General features: G+C 58.8%; 15 protein-coding genes. 1 reads left to right on the top strand and 14 read right to left on the bottom strand.

Annotated elements, in window-relative coordinates; all coding sequences use genetic code 11:
* Positions 1–42: 42 nt before the first annotated feature.
* The 8 genes from rpoS to KGA97_RS06780 all read right to left on the bottom strand — a co-directional run bounded on the left by rpoS (position 43) and on the right by KGA97_RS06780 (position 7,175).
* On the bottom strand, positions 43–1,050 hold the full coding sequence (rpoS, locus tag KGA97_RS06815; RefSeq protein ID WP_008029016.1) for an RNA polymerase sigma factor RpoS: 1,008 nt from the start codon (positions 1,048–1,050) through the stop codon (positions 43–45).
* A gap of 105 nt (positions 1,051–1,155) precedes the next feature.
* Positions 1,156–2,013, bottom strand: a complete 858-nt coding sequence (locus KGA97_RS06810) for a peptidoglycan DD-metalloendopeptidase family protein (RefSeq protein WP_223435447.1) — start codon at positions 2,011–2,013, stop codon at positions 1,156–1,158.
* 202 nt (positions 2,014–2,215) lie between these two features.
* Complete coding sequence (locus tag KGA97_RS06805) at positions 2,216–2,851, bottom strand: protein-L-isoaspartate(D-aspartate) O-methyltransferase (RefSeq protein WP_177318174.1); 636 nt, start codon at positions 2,849–2,851, stop codon at positions 2,216–2,218.
* A gap of 38 nt (positions 2,852–2,889) precedes the next feature.
* Positions 2,890–3,639 carry a 5'/3'-nucleotidase SurE gene (gene surE, locus KGA97_RS06800; protein WP_008029009.1) on the bottom strand — a complete coding sequence of 250 codons (750 nt, stop codon included), beginning with the start codon at positions 3,637–3,639 and terminating at the stop codon, positions 2,890–2,892.
* A complete protein-coding gene (gene truD / locus KGA97_RS06795; protein ID WP_192417915.1) occupies positions 3,627–4,685 on the bottom strand; it encodes a tRNA pseudouridine(13) synthase TruD in 1,059 nt (352 codons plus the stop codon). The genes surE and truD overlap by 13 nt, the downstream gene beginning before the upstream one ends.
* A complete protein-coding gene (gene ispF, locus KGA97_RS06790) occupies positions 4,682–5,155 on the bottom strand; it encodes a 2-C-methyl-D-erythritol 2,4-cyclodiphosphate synthase (protein WP_008029005.1) in 474 nt (157 codons plus the stop codon). The genes truD and ispF overlap by 4 nt, the downstream gene beginning before the upstream one ends.
* 53 nt (positions 5,156–5,208) lie before the next feature.
* Complete coding sequence (gene fghA / locus KGA97_RS06785; protein ID WP_008029003.1) at positions 5,209–6,054, bottom strand: S-formylglutathione hydrolase; 846 nt, start codon at positions 6,052–6,054, stop codon at positions 5,209–5,211.
* A gap of 8 nt (positions 6,055–6,062) precedes the next feature.
* Positions 6,063–7,175 (bottom strand): S-(hydroxymethyl)glutathione dehydrogenase/class III alcohol dehydrogenase, encoded by a 1,113-nt coding sequence (locus KGA97_RS06780; RefSeq protein WP_008029001.1) that lies wholly within the window; start codon positions 7,173–7,175, stop codon positions 6,063–6,065.
* A gap of 106 nt (positions 7,176–7,281) precedes the next feature.
* Between KGA97_RS06780 and KGA97_RS06775 the strand changes: the two genes are divergently transcribed.
* Positions 7,282–8,178: a LysR substrate-binding domain-containing protein gene (locus KGA97_RS06775; protein ID WP_223480447.1), complete on the top strand. Its 897-nt coding sequence runs from the start codon at positions 7,282–7,284 to the stop codon at positions 8,176–8,178.
* Positions 8,179–8,335: 157 nt separating this feature from the next.
* Here KGA97_RS06775 and ispD read toward each other — a convergent pair whose 3' ends face one another.
* The 6 genes from ispD to tilS form a co-directional block, all read right to left on the bottom strand.
* A complete protein-coding gene (gene ispD, locus KGA97_RS06770) occupies positions 8,336–9,043 on the bottom strand; it encodes a 2-C-methyl-D-erythritol 4-phosphate cytidylyltransferase (RefSeq protein WP_223480446.1) in 708 nt (235 codons plus the stop codon).
* Positions 9,040–9,318, bottom strand: a complete 279-nt coding sequence (ftsB, locus tag KGA97_RS06765) for a cell division protein FtsB (RefSeq protein WP_008028992.1) — start codon at positions 9,316–9,318, stop codon at positions 9,040–9,042. The genes ispD and ftsB overlap by 4 nt, the downstream gene beginning before the upstream one ends.
* Before the next feature lie 171 nt (positions 9,319–9,489).
* Positions 9,490–10,779, bottom strand: coding sequence for a phosphopyruvate hydratase (gene eno, locus KGA97_RS06760; RefSeq protein WP_008039408.1), 1,290 nt, complete (start codon positions 10,777–10,779; stop codon positions 9,490–9,492).
* A 156-nt stretch (positions 10,780–10,935) separates the two neighbouring features.
* Complete coding sequence (gene kdsA / locus KGA97_RS06755; protein ID WP_008028990.1) at positions 10,936–11,781, bottom strand: 3-deoxy-8-phosphooctulonate synthase; 846 nt, start codon at positions 11,779–11,781, stop codon at positions 10,936–10,938.
* Between the two features lie 5 nt (positions 11,782–11,786).
* Positions 11,787–13,418: a CTP synthase gene (locus KGA97_RS06750; protein ID WP_008028989.1), complete on the bottom strand. Its 1,632-nt coding sequence runs from the start codon at positions 13,416–13,418 to the stop codon at positions 11,787–11,789.
* A gap of 274 nt (positions 13,419–13,692) precedes the next feature.
* Positions 13,693–15,018 (bottom strand): tRNA lysidine(34) synthetase TilS, encoded by a 1,326-nt coding sequence (tilS, locus tag KGA97_RS06745; protein ID WP_223480445.1) that lies wholly within the window; start codon positions 15,016–15,018, stop codon positions 13,693–13,695.
* Positions 15,019–15,089 lie beyond the last annotated feature (71 nt).

Here is a 15,089-nt window from a genome sequence, read left to right as displayed (position 1 = left end):
CGAAACAGTCGGGGCTTTTTGCATGCCGCTCAAGCGATTTGCTTATTGGAACAGCGACTCACTCGACAGGCCATTTTTCTCCAGAATCTCCCGAAGACGCTTCAGGCCTTCAACCTGAATCTGTCTGACGCGTTCCCGGGTCAGGCCAATTTCCAGGCCTACATCTTCCAGTGTGCTGCTCTCATGACCGCGCAGACCGAAGCGGCGTATCACCACCTCGCGCTGCTTGTCGGTCAGTTCCGAGAGCCATTGATCGATGCTCTGGGACAGGTCGTCATCCTGCAGCAGTTCGCATGGATCGGTCGGACGGTCGTCGGTAAGGGTGTCCAGCAGGGTTTTATCCGAATCCGGACCCAGTGAGACATCGACCGAAGAAACCCGCTCGTTCAGGCCCAGCATGCGCTTGACCTCGCCCACCGGTTTTTCCAGCAGGTTGGCGATTTCTTCGGGTGAGGGTTCATGATCGAGTTTTTGCGTCAGCTCCCGTGCGGCCCTCAGGTACACGTTAAGCTCTTTGACCACATGGATCGGCAACCGGATGGTCCGGGTCTGATTCATGATCGCGCGCTCGATGGTCTGACGAATCCACCAGGTTGCGTAGGTCGAAAAGCGGAAGCCACGTTCGGGGTCGAACTTTTCTACCGCCCGAATCAGTCCGAGGTTGCCCTCTTCGATCAGGTCCAGCAGCGACAAGCCACGATTGACATAGCGTCGGGCGATTTTCACCACCAGCCGCAGGTTGCTTTCAATCATGCGTTTGCGCCCGGCCGGATCGCCACTTTGCGACAAGCGTGCAAAGTGAACTTCTTCTTCGGGGGACAGCAGAGGGGAAAAGCCGATTTCATTGAGGTACAGCTGCGTGGCATCGAGCGCACGCGTGTAATCGATGTACTTGTGTTGCTTTAACGAGGCGGAGTGTCTGGATTTGGCACGAACGGAAGGTGGAGCAGCCCCTTCATCATTCGACATCGAATCCGTACCGATGCCGGTCTCCATCAGGAGAACCTCATCGTCGATGTCAAACTCCGGCACTTCTTTACTGAGAGCCATTGTTATAGTCCTTTGGTGAGTTCGACCTCAGGCTCAAGCGGCGCCTTTATCCTTGGCAACGCTGGAGCCTGTTCCCTCTACGTGACGGAACAGGCTGGTAACAAATCAACGACGTGGCAGGAACTGCAGCGGATCTACAGGTTTACCTTGTCGGCGAATCTCAAAATGCAGTTTCACCCGGTCTGTACCCGTTGACCCCATTTCGGCAATTGTCTGTCCGACCTTGACCTGCTGCCCCTCCCGAACCAACAGCCTGCGGTTGTGACCGTAGGCACTGACGTAGGTGTCGCTGTGTTTGATGATGACCAATTCGCCGTAGCCCCTTAAGCCACTCCCGGCGTATACCACCGTCCCATCAGACGCAGCTAAAACAGGCTGTCCCAAATCCCCGGCGATATCAATTCCTTTATTCAAACTACCGTTTGAAGAGAATTTTCCAATGAGAATGCCATTAGAAGGCCACCCCCAGCCGGTCGGGGCCGGGCCTGCGGGAGGCATCGGAGCGGGTGCTGGCTTGTTGGCGACGGACGGTGCAACCACCGTTGTCGTCGTAGTTGCGCCATTTGGCTGGCGCCGGATTACTGTGGTTTTACTCGACGATGAAGGCGTCGAATCGGCCGGGCTGGCCACCGCCGTAGGCGTTGAACCGGTGCGACCGTCAAAGCGAATCGTCTGACCCGGATGTATCGTGTAAGGCGCAGGAATGTTGTTGCGTGCGGCGAGGGCTTTGTAGTCCCAGCCGTAGCGGAAGGCGATGGAAAACAAGGTGTCTTTAGGTCGAACCACATACTGACCCGTGGTCACTGCCGGACGCTGGGCCACGGCATTGTTGCGATCGACGACGCGTACGTCGCTCGACTTGTTGCTGGAACAACCGACCAGCAAGGTACTCAAGACTAGGCCAGTCACCAGGCGCTGAAAGCTCGTTATACCCATTCGCTGCGCAATGACTGTGAGACTCACCCGCCGCTCCCTTTGTGGTGGCTGAAATATTGAATTGCCGCGCTCCCGGCATGAAGTGTCACCAGTATAACGGGCTGTGCAGGCTTTACCTTTAATGAAGCGAAGCACACGTTTGCTACCTGACGATGAAACCCGTTTAACCGATCGACGCCGCTGTAAGACAGAGGTAATCGAAGAGAATTCACAGCGCCCGGACAAATGCTCAGGCCAGGGGGCCGTTGAGCAATGGAACGAAACGCACCGCCCCCAGAACACGCCTGGAAAACCCGTGTTCTTCGCGGATGATCAGCATCAACTGTTGCACTTCACCCGAACCGACCGGTATGACCAGTCGCCCTCCAGGTGCCAACTGATCGAGCAAGGCCTGAGGTACATCGGTCGCCACCGCCGTCACGATAATGCCGTTGTACGGCGCCAGCGCAGGCCAGCCTTCCCAACCATCGCCCCAGCGGAAAACCACATTGCGCAAGTTCAGATCAACCAGGCGTTCCTTGGCCCGGTCCTGCAGAACCTTGATGCGTTCGACGGAAAAAACCCGCTCGACCAGTTGCGACAGGATTGCGGTCTGATAACCCGAGCCCGTGCCGATTTCCATTACCTTGTCCAGAGGCCCCGCTTCCAGCAGCAGCTCGCTCATGCGGGCCACCATGTAAGGCTGGGAGATCGTCTGGTTGTTACCGATCGGCAACGCCGTGTCTTCGTAGGCACGGTGCGCCAGCGCTTCGTCGACAAACAGGTGTCGTGGCGTAAGGCGGATCACTTCCAGCACCTTGGTGTTGGAAATGCCTTCCTCGTACAACCGCTGAATCAGGCGCTCGCGGGTACGTTGCGAGGTCATCCCGATACCGCGATGCATCGGGTCTTGTTCACGAGCCATCAGCGCAGTCCCTCCAGCCAGCCGTCGAGACTTGCGAAAGCATCATTGAAGGTGCGATCCAGTTGCAGCGGCGTGATGGATACATAGCCTTGCATCACCGCATGGAAGTCGGTGCCCGGGCCGCCGTCTTCGGCGTCCCCTGCGGCGGCGATCCAGTAGCCGGACTTGCCGCGCGGGTCGACCACTTTCATCGGTGCCGCGGCGCGGGCGCGATGGCCGAGGCGCGTCAGCTGGATTCCGCGGATGTGGTCCAGCGGCAAATTGGGAATGTTCACGTTCAGCACCGTGCGCGGTGGCAGGTCAAGGTCAGCGTGGGCTTCCACCAGTTTGCGCGCAAAGTAAGCGGCTGTGGGAAGGTTCTCGACCTGCCGTGAGACCAACGAAAAGGCAAACGATGGCCGCTTCAGGAAACGCCCCTCGAGGGCCGCTGCCACGGTACCGGAATACAACACATCGTCCCCCAGGTTGGCGCCCAGGTTAATGCCGGAAACCACCATGTCCGCTTCGCGCTCCAGCAAGCCGTTGAGGCCCAGATGCACGCAATCGGTCGGTGTGCCATTAAGGCTGATAAAGCCGTTGGCCAGGGTTTGCGGGTGCAACGGACGATCGAGCGTCAGCGAACTGCTGGCGCCGCTTTTGTCCTGGTCCGGGGCGATAACCACGCATTCGGTGTAATCCGCCAGCGCAGCATAAAGCGCGGCGAGACCGGGTGCGGTTACCCCATCGTCGTTAGAAATCAGAATACGCATGGGCTGTCCGTCTGCCCCACCGGCACCAGATCAACAAGCTCGCGCACCAATACAGTGGCAAAGCATCCGGCCGGCAGGACGAATTCCAGTTGCAGAATGTCAGGCTCGGGATAATGCCACGTCAACCCACCAATGGGCAGCCGCAGGATGCGACGTTCGTGGCTCATTCCGGCATTAATCAACCAATCGCGAAGGTCTGCTTCGCGGGCGGCGATTGCCTGCTCCAGTTCATGGACAGCGCCCATCGCCGGCGAGTCACCTTCACCCCACTGCGGGCCGGTCGGGTGCAGGTCGAGAATCGCCAGTCGCGGGTCGCTGCACTCGGCCTCACCGGCCGGGAAAAAACTGCGGCTGTCGGTAAACGCCAACAGATCGCCAACCTGCGCTTGCTGCCAGGTGCCATCAGCGACGCGTGCCGCCAAAACTTGGTTAAACAGAAAACTGCGGGCGGTGGAAAGCAGACGCGAACGCACGTTGCGCTGCTCCGGCAAGGCCTTGCGCGCGGCCCAGCTACGGGCATCGACCACGTTGCCACCGTCAAAGCCGAAACGCTGGGCGCCGAAATAATTCGGAATACCTTGTTTGGCGATCAGTTGCAGACGCGCTTCGATCGCCGCTTTGTCGCCAGCGAATTGCGTGAGGCGCAAAGTAAAACCGTTGGCCGAGTGGGCACCGCGTTGCAGCTTGCGTTTGTGCCGACCGGTCTTGAGGATTTTCAGCGTATCGTTTTCCGCCGCCGACAGATCAGGGTCGGCCTTGCCCGGCAGTTGCACGCTAAACCACTGACGCGTCAGCGCCTGACGGTCCTTGAGACCGGCGTAACTGACGGTGCGCAACGGCACGCCCGCCGCCTTGGCGATTCGACGTGCTGCCTCTTCGGTATTCAGGCCGCGTTTTTCCACCCAGATCCACAGGTGCTCGCCGTCGCCGCTGAGCGGAATATTGAGGACTTCATCGACCTGGAAATCTTCCGCCGTAGCTTTCAGTACAGCCGTGCCGAGGGCTTCACCATAGGCACGCGGGCCAAGCAATTGCAGTTCGTTCATGCGCGCAGCAACAAGGCAACGGAGTGCACGGCAATACCTTCTTCGCGACCGACAAAGCCGAGCTTTTCGGTGGTGGTAGCTTTCACGTTCACTTGATCCAACTCAACTTGAAGATCCGCGGCAATCAGCGCACGCATCGATTCGATATGCGGGGCCATTTTCGGCGCCTGGGCGACGATGGTGTTATCGACGTTGCCGACTTTCCAGCCCTTGGCGTGGACCAGTGCGACGACATGACGCAACAGCACACGGCTGTCGGCACCCTTGAATGTCGGGTCGGTGTCCGGGAAATGCTTGCCGATATCACCCAGCGCAGCAGCGCCGAGCAAGGCATCGCTCAAGGCGTGCAGCAGGACGTCACCGTCGGAATGAGCGAGCAGCCCGAAGCCGTGTGCAATGCGCACGCCGCCCAGAGTAATGAAATCGCCTTCAGCGAAACGGTGCACATCATAGCCGTGGCCAATACGCATAAAAAAACGCCCCGATTTTTGTCAGGGCGTGATTCTACCTGCTTTGTCAGTCATTAGGCGCTTAGAGCACGTCCATGATGCTGCAAGTGTTCATCGATAAAGCTGGCGATGAAGAAATAGCTGTGGTCGTAGCCCGGTTGCAAGCGCAACGTCAGCGGATGACCGGCCAGTTTGGCCGCCTGTTGCAGGGCTTCAGGCTTGAGCTGGGTGGCGAGAAAATCATCTCGATCACCTTGGTCGACCAACAGCGGCAGCTTCTCGTCAGCCTCGGCAATCAGCGCACAGGCATCCCACTCGCGCCACTTCGAACGGTCTTCGCCCAGGTAACGGGAAAAGGCTTTCTGACCCCATGGGCAATCCATCGGATTGTTGATCGGCGAGAACGCCGACACCGACTGATAACGCCCCGGATTGCGCAACGCACAGACCAGCGCGCCGTGACCGCCCATGGAGTGGCCGCTGATACCGCGCTTGTCCGAAGCCGGGAAATGGGCTTCGACCAATGCCGGCAATTCCTGCACGACATAGTCATGCATCCGATAGTGCCGCGACCAGGGTTCCTGCGTGGCATTCAGATAAAACCCGGCGCCTAGGCCGAAGTCCCAGGCACCGTCCGGATCACCCGGCACATCGGGACCGCGCGGGCTGGTGTCCGGGGCAACGATGATCAACCCAAGCTCGGCGGCCATGCGCATGGCGCCGGCCTTTTGCATGAAGTTTTCGTCGGTGCAGGTCAGGCCGGACAACCAGTACAGCACCGGCAGTTTGCCGCCCTGCTCCGCTTGCGGCGGCAGATACACGGCAAACACCATGTCGCAACCGAGCACGTCGGAGCGATGCCGGTAGCGTTTGTGCCAGCCGCCGAAGCTTTTCTGGCAGGAGATATTTTCCAGGCTCATGACCGACCTCAGAAATGAATGACGGAACGGATGCTTTTTCCTTCATGCATCAGGTCGAAAGCCTTGTTGATATCTTCCAGGCCCATGGTGTGGGTGATGAACGTATCCAGCGGGATTTCGCCGGTCTCGGCCATTTCGACATAGCTCGGCAACTCGGTACGACCGCGCACACCGCCGAACGCCGAACCGCGCCAGACGCGACCGGTGACCAACTGGAATGGGCGGGTAGCGATTTCCTGACCGGCACCGGCGACGCCGATGATCACCGACTCGCCCCAGCCTTTGTGGCAGCACTCAAGTGCGGCGCGCATCAATTGGACATTGCCGATGCACTCGAAGGAAAAGTCGACGCCGCCATCGGTCATGTCGACGATGACTTCCTGGATCGGACGGTCGAAGTCTTTCGGGTTCACGCAGTCGGTTGCACCCAACTGTTTGGCGATCTCGAATTTGGCCGGGTTGATGTCGATGGCGATGATGCGCGCAGCCTTGGCTTTTACCGCGCCAATGACCGCCGACAGACCAATACCGCCAAGACCGAAAATCGCCACGGTATCACCCGGTTTTACCTTGGCTGTATTAAGTACCGCGCCAATGCCGGTGGTGACACCGCAGCCCAGCAGGCAGACTTTTTCCAGTGGCGCTTCTTTAGGAATCTTGGCGACGGAAATTTCCGGCAGCACGGTGTATTCGGAGAACGTCGAGGTGCCCATGTAGTGGAAAATCGGCTGGCCCTTGTAGGAAAAACGCGTGGTGCCATCTGGCATCAGGCCTTTGCCCTGGGTCGCACGAATCGCCTGGCACAGGTTGGTCTTGCCCGACAGGCAGAATTTGCACTGGCGGCATTCCGGGGTGTACAGCGGGATCACATGATCGCCGACAGCGACCGAGGTCACGCCCTCGCCAATCGCCTCAACAACCGCGCCACCTTCGTGGCCGAGGATCGACGGGAAGATACCTTCCGGGTCTGCGCCCGACAGGGTGTAGGCATCGGTATGACAGACACCGGAGGCAACCACACGCAACAGAACTTCACCGGCCTTGGGCAGGGCGACATCGACTTCAACGATCTCGAGGGGTTTCTTGGCCTCGAAGGCAACGGCGGCGCGCGACTTGATCATGTTGGTTCTCCAGTGAATAAAACGAGACAGTGAGTGTAATACAGCGCCTTACGGTGAATAATCCGGACAAAAGCAAAACATTATTGCTACACAGGGATAATCGTTAATGTCCGAAAACCGCTGGGAAGGTATCGACGAGTTCGTCGCCGTGGCCGAGTGCAGCCAGTTTACGGCGGCGGCGGAGCGCCTTGGGGTGTCTTCCTCCCACATCAGTCGCCAAATAGTACGCCTCGAAGAACGCCTTCAGACGCGCCTGCTGTACCGCAGCACCCGGCGAGTCACGCTGACCGAAGCCGGGCAAACGTTTTTGCAGCATTGCCAACGGTTGCAGGACGGTCGTGAAGAGGCACTCAGAGCCGTCGGCGACCTGACCAGCGAGCCCAAAGGCATGTTGCGCATGACCTGCGCAGTGGCCTACGGCGAGCGCTTTATCGTGCCGCTGGTGACGCGATTCATGGGGCTTTATCCGCAACTGCGGATTGATATCGAACTGAGCAACCGGCAACTCGATCTGGTGCATGAAGGCCTGGACCTGGCGATCCGTCTCGGCCGCCTTCAGGACTCACGACTGGTCGCCACGCGACTGGCACCGCGACGCATGTATTTGTGTGCGTCGCCGTCCTACCTGGAACGGTATGGTCGCCCACATAGCTTGTCGGAATTGAGCCGCCACAACTGCCTCATCGGTAGTTCGGACCTGTGGCAACTGGAACAGAACGGGCGGGAATTTTCCCAGCGGGTGCAGGGAAACTGGCGTTGCAACAGTGGGCAAGCGGTGCTGGATGCGGCGTTACAGGGCGTCGGGCTCTGTCAGTTGCCGGATTACTACGTGCTGGAGCATCTGAAAAGCGGGGATTTGATTTCGCTGCTGGAGGCTCATCAGCCGCCGAACACTGCCGTTTGGGCGCTTTATCCACAGCAGCGGCATCTGTCGCCGAAGGTGCGCAAGTTGGTGGATTATTTGAAGGAAGGGTTGGCACAAAGACCGGAGTACCGAAGCTGATGTAAATCATTGCCGGATTTGCTGTCTGGACTACCGCTTTCGCGGGCAAGCCCGCTCCCACAGTTCACCGAGTTCCTTCAGAAAAAGAATGCGACCGAATGTGGGAGCGGGCTTGCTCGCGAAGGACGCGACGCGGTTTCAGAATGATGAAAGCACTCTAGCGGCGATTGGCCCAGCGTTGTCTCAACCATTCAAGATCTTCGGGACGTGTGACCTTGAGATTGTCGGAACGCCCTTCGATAAGGCGTGGCGATGAACCAGCCCACTCCATCGCCGACGCTTCATCAGTGATAACAGCATCCGCCACCAGACTGTCCGCCAACGCCCGATGCAACGCGCCAAGTCGAAACATCTGCGGCGTATACGCCTGCCAGATCACGCTGCGATCCACGGTTTCTAGGACACGACCGTGCTTGTCGACCCGCTTCAGGGTATCGCGTGCCGGAACCGCCAGCAGCCCGCCGACCGGATCGTCAGCCAGTTCAACCAGCAACTTGTCCAGATCATCGCGGCTCAGATTCGGTCGCGCAGCATCGTGGACCAACACCCAATCCTCATCGTCCGCACCCAACGCATGCAAGTGCAGCAAGGCATTGAGCACCGACCCGGAACGCTCGGCGCCACCGTCAACGCGTTGAATACGCGAATCGCTGGCGCATGCCAGGTTGGGCCAATAAGGATCATCAACAGCCAGACTGACCACCAGCCCCTTCAGGGAAGGATGATCAAGGAAACAGCCAAGGCTGTGTTCAAGAATAGTGCGCCCGCCCAGGTGCAAGTATTGCTTGGGACGGTCTGCGGCCATACGGGCACCGATGCCCGCGGCAGGGATAACGGCCCAGAAGGCCGGTAACGAGGAATTCATTGAGCCAACTGGTAAAGGGTTTCACCGTCCTTGACCATGCCCAACTCGTGGCGAGCCCGCTCTTCAACGGTCTCCATGCCTTTTTTCAATTCACTGACTTCGGCGTCCATGACCCGATTGCGTTCCAGCAGGCCTTCGTTCTCAGCATGTTGATCCGCGATCTGCTGAGTCAGCTCGGCCACTTGCGCCAGACTGCCATTACCCACCCACAGGCGGTATTGCAGGCCAGCCAGCAACAAGAGCAAGACGAGGAACAACCAATTGGGACTGCGCATCGAATATCAGGTATCCAGTGAAAAAAGACAGCCATGCCAAAACTTTGAAGCTTCTGATAGCACGAAGCCTGGAAAATCCAGGCTTGTGCTCTTAAGGCATCAGATTAGTGGCAAAAACGTCGCTGTCGCGATTTTTCCGACACAATCCGGTGTCTTTTTACCTTCTACAGCTTAACCGCGGAACTCGCTGCGGCCGTTGTACTTGGCTTTGCCGTTCAACTGCTCTTCGATACGCAGCAGTTGGTTGTACTTGGAAACGCGATCGGAACGGCACAGGGAGCCGGTCTTGATCTGGCCAGCCGAAGTGCCCACAGCCAGGTCGGCAATGGTCGAATCTTCGGTTTCGCCGGAGCGGTGCGAGATCACGGCGGTGTAACCAGCGGCCTTGGCCATCTGGATGGCTTCCAGGGTTTCTGTCAGGGTGCCGATCTGGTTGAACTTGATCAGGATCGAGTTGGCGATCTTTTTATCGATGCCTTCTTTCAGGATCTTGGTGTTGGTCACGAACAGGTCGTCGCCTACCAGCTGGGTTTTCTCGCCGATCTTGTCGGTGAGGATTTTCCAGCCAGCCCAGTCGGACTCGTCCAGGCCATCTTCGATGGAGATGATCGGGTAACGCTCGGTCAGGCCTTTCAGGTAATCGGCGAAACCTTCAGCGGTGAACACCTGGCCTTCGCCGGACAGGTTGTACTTGCCGTCTTCGTAGAACTCGCTGGCCGCGCAGTCCAGTGCCAGGGTCACGTCGGTGCCCAGCTTGTAACCGGCGTTGGCCACGGCTTCGGAGATCACTTTCAAAGCGTCTTCGTTGGAAGCCAGGTTCGGTGCGAAACCACCTTCGTCACCGACGGCAGTGCTCAGGCCACGAGCCTTCAACACAGCTTTGAGGTGATGGAAAATCTCGGTGCCCATGCGCAGACCTTCCGAGAAAGACTTGGCGCCAACCGGCTGAACCATGAATTCCTGGATGTCGACGTTGTTATCGGCGTGCTCGCCACCGTTGATGATGTTCATCATCGGAACCGGCATCGAGTAAACGCCCGGGGTGCCGTTCAGGTTGGCGATGTGTGCGTACAGCGGCAGGTCCTGGTCCTGAGCTGCTGCCTTGGCCGCAGCCAGGGAAACGGCGAGGATCGCGTTGGCGCCCAGGGAGCCTTTGTTTTCAGTACCGTCCAGCTTGATCATCGCGTGATCCAGCGCTTTCTGGTCGCTTGGATCTGTACCTTTCAACAGGTCGCGGATCGGACCGTTGATGTTGGCGACGGCTTTCAGAACGCCTTTGCCCAGGTAACGGCTCTTGTCGCCATCACGCAGCTCGAGCGCTTCACGCGAGCCAGTGGAAGCACCGGACGGCGCGCAAGCACTGCCGATGATGCCGTTATCGAGAAGCACGTCCGCTTCCACGGTGGGGTTGCCACGGGAGTCGAGAACTTCACGACCTTTGATGTCGACGATTTTTGCCATTGTTGTAAACACTCCAAAGTTGACGAAAACGACGCAGCTGAAGGAAATCTTTTATCGCCGGCAAGTGATGTGCAACGGGCAGACTTGCGGACGATAAGGCTCAGGCCCGAGGGCCTGAGCAACAAATCGTGCGGTACTTTACCGGAGAAATGAGGATTACGCGGTTTCTACCGTCGGAAAACTCTTCACCAGTTCGTCCAAAGCTTTGAGCTGGGCCAGGAATGGCTCCAGTTTGTCCAGACGCAAGGCGCAAGGGCCGTCGCATTTGGCGTTGTCCGGGTCCGGGTGTGCTTCGAGGAACAGACCGGCCAGTGACTGGCTGATCCCGGCTTTCGCCAGATCGAGGACCTGGGCGCGACGACCGCCGGCGGAATCGGCACGACCGCCAGGCATTTGCAGCGCGTGGGTCACGTCGAAGAACACCGGGTACTCGAACTGCTTCATGATGCCGAAGCCGAGCATGTCGACCACCAGGTTGTTGTAGCCGAAGCTCGAACCACGCTCGCAGAGGATCAACTGATCGTTACCCGCTTCCACGCACTTGTTCAGGATGTGTTTCATTTCCTGAGGTGCGAGGAACTGGGCTTTCTTGATGTTGATCACCGCGCCGGTCTTGGCCATCGCGACCACGAGGTCGGTCTGGCGCGACAGGAAGGCCGGCAGCTGGATGATGTCGCAGACTTCAGCGACGACCGCAGCCTGTTCAGGCTCGTGGACGTCGGTGATGATCGGCACGCCGAAGGCTTGCTTGATGTCCTGGAAAATCCGCATGCCCTCTTCCAGGCCGGGGCCACGGTAAGAGGTCACGGAGGAACGGTTGGCCTTGTCGAAGCTGGCCTTGAACACGTAAGGGATACCGAGTTTCTCGGTAACCTTCACGTACTCTTCGCAGACCTGCATCGCCATGTCGCGGCTTTCCAGCACGTTCATGCCACCGAAAAGCACCATTGGCTTGTCGTTGGCAATCTCGATATCGCCTACGCGGATGATCTTCTGCGCCATAAGGTTCAAGCCTTCTTCTGGTGTTGAGCCAAAGCTGCTTTGACGAAGCCGCTGAACAACGGGTGACCGTCGCGTGGCGTCGAGGTGAACTCAGGGTGGAACTGGCAAGCGACGAACCATGGATGATCCGGGGCTTCGACCACTTCAACCAGCGCGCCATCACCGGAGCGACCGGAGATTTTCAGACCGGCTTCCATGATTTTCGGCAGCAGGTTGTTGTTCACTTCGTAGCGGTGACGGTGACGCTCGACGATCACGTCCTTGCCGTAGCAGCCGTGAACCAGGGAACCCGGCTCCAGCAGGCAATCCTGCGCGCCAAGACGCATGGTGCCGCCCAGATCGGAGGTTTCGGTACGGGTTTCGACGGCGCCGGTGGCGTCTTCCCACTCGGTGATCAGACCTACGACCGGGTGACCGCTTGCACGATCGAACTCGGTGGAGTTGGCGTCTTTCCAGCCCATGACGTTACGAGCGAACTCGATGACCGCCACTTGCATGCCCAGGCAGATGCCGAGGTACGGAACCTTGTTTTCGCGAGCGTACTGGACGGCGGTGATCTTGCCTTCCACGCCGCGCAGACCGAAGCCGCCAGGCACCAGGATCGCGTCGACGCCTTCCAGCAGCGCGGTGCCCTGGTTTTCGATGTCTTCGGAATCGATGTAGCGCAGGTTGACCTTGGTGCGGTTGCTGATGCCGGCGTGACTCATCGCTTCGATCAGCGACTTGTAGGCGTCCAGCAATTCCATGTACTTGCCGACCATGGCGATGGTGACTTCGTGCTCAGGATTGAGCTTGGCGTCAACCACGGCTTCCCACTCGGACAGATCGGCACCGCCGCATTGCAGGCCGAAACGCTCGACCACAAAATCATCCAGGCCTTGCGAATGCAGGATGCCCGGGATCTTGTAGATGGTGTCGGCGTCTTCCAGCGCGATCACCGCACGTTCTTCAACGTTGGTGAATTGCGCGATCTTGCGACGCGAGGAGATGTCGATCGGGTGATCGGAGCGGCACACCAGCACGTCAGGTTGCAGGCCGATGGAGCGCAGCTCCTTGACCGAGTGCTGGGTTGGCTTGGTTTTGGTTTCGCCGGCAGTGGCGATGTACGGCACCAGTGTCAGGTGCATCAGCATCGCGCGCTTGGCGCCGACTTCGAAACGCAGCTGGCGGATGGCTTCGAGGAACGGTTGGGATTCGATGTCACCCACGGTGCCACCGATCTCGACCATGGCCACGTCGGCATCGCCGGCGCCCTTGATGATCCGGCGCTTGATTTCGTCGGTGATGTGCGGAATGACCTGGATGGTCGCGCCCAGGTAATCACCACGGCGCTCTTTGCGCAGGACGTGTTCGTAGACACGGCCGGTGGTGAAGTTGTTGTTCTGGGTCATGGTCGTGCGGATGAACCGCTCGTAGTGACCCAGGTCCAGGTCGGTCTCGGCGCCGTCGTGGGTGACGAACACTTCACCGTGCTGGAACGGGCTCATGGTGCCCGGATCGACGTTGATGTACGGATCCAGCTTCAGCATGGTGACCTTAAGTCCCCGCGCCTCCAGGATGGCCGCCAATGAAGCCGATGCAATGCCTTTCCCCAATGAAGAAACAACACCGCCCGTGACGAATATGTAGCGCGTCATGAAAAACCCTAGAAGTCTGCGTTAAAGCGGTCCGAGCCGCCGGGGAAAGCGAAGGAAGGCCGAAGCCCCCGATCACCTGCATTAATCACAGTGCACCTTTCAAAAAAACCGCCGCGTTGGGACAGACCGGAAGATGAAACACCGGTACGTTGCTCGCTACACATTTTTTGGAATCGCCCAGCAAAGACTGCTTGGTAATCGGCAACTCCTGCAATTCAGGCGAATCCACAGAAGTTGTATCAAGAAGGGAGCGTAGTCTACCGGAAAGCCCCTTTCAGCTCAAACCTTGATCTTCGTTCGGTGGCTGCCAATGCAAATTCCAGCCGTCCTGCTCACTGCCATTCAAACCTTGCAGCCTCGCCACCGCCAGCAATTGCTCGCCCTGATAGAGCAACGGCAATCTGCCACGGACGAAGCCCGGGACCCCACGTTCGTTGAGCAAACGCTTCAGATCACGATGGCCGCGCTCGGGCAGACTCATGACCTCACCCCCTTCACGATAGCGGATATGCAGCGGGCCATCGGGGGTTTGACCGGTGAGCGAGAGCACGCCGTTATCTGGCAACGCCAGTGATCTCGAGGGATAAGGCCAATCAGGCGCGGGCGGCGGCGTTCGCAGCCAGCAGCCCGACAACCACCAGATCCGCCCGTTCGCCCGATGCAATTCCCCATCGGCCAAGCGCCAGACCGGAGAGGCATCCGCGGCAGCATCACGAAAATCTTCCCAACCCGACCAATGGTCGCTATCCGGTAAACGGGTCAATGCCGAGAGCCAGTGACTCACTGCATTTCGCTGGCGAGCGGCGGACAGGCTGGCAAGCGTAGAAAGCTCAAGTGACGGCACACCCAGCCAATCGAATTCACTGATGGAGCTGGCCTGGGCCAGATCGATTTGCGCCAACTCATCGAGCAGTTCCTGCGCTTCGCTCAGATGCGCGGCGCTGCGAGCCATAGTCGCCATCGCTTGAGGCCAGCGCTCGGTCAGCACCGGGAACACCTGATTGCGCAAGTAATTACGCGAGAAACGTCGATCCTGATTGGAAGGATCCTCGATCCAGCTCAATGAGTACTGGTTCGCGTAACCCTCCAACTCTGTTCGCGTGACATCGAGCAAGGGTCGCGCCAGATGCCCTTTGCCCAACACACGCTGGCGCGGCATCCCTGACAGCCCTCTCACCCCTGCCCCACGCAGCAATCGGAACAACAGGGTTTCCGCCTGATCATCACGATGCTGGGCGGTCAACAGCACTTCATTGGCTTGAGTAGCCTCGATGAACGCGCCATAGCGCGCGTCACGGGCTGCACGCTCAAGGCTGGCGCCGGGCTGAACCTGGACGTGAACGACCTGTAGCGGTATTCCCAGCGCATCACAGACTGACTGGCAATGCTCCGGCCACGCATCGGCCACAGACTGGAGGCCGTGATGAATGTGGATAGCTTTCAGCTCAGGGAGGTGTTCGGTTTTGGCGAGATGGGCGAGAAGGTGCAAAAGGACCGTGGAGTCGAGTCCACCGGAGAAGGCGATGTGCCATTTCGCAGCATTGCGCCACGGGTTCAGGGCTTGCAGAAGATTGGCGGGGAGGTCCGGTCTGGGTCTCATCTCAAATACCACCGCAATCCGGAACAGAACTACAGATTCAATACCTGTGAAGATCAAATGTAGGAGCCGGC

The sequence above is a fragment of the Pseudomonas sp. BF-B-15 genome (genome assembly GCF_019946675.1).
Taxonomy (GTDB): Bacteria; Pseudomonadota; Gammaproteobacteria; order Pseudomonadales; family Pseudomonadaceae; genus Aquipseudomonas; species Aquipseudomonas migulae.
The sequence above is the reverse complement of the archived record's forward strand: the minus strand, read 5'-3'. Positions and strand labels throughout refer to the sequence as shown.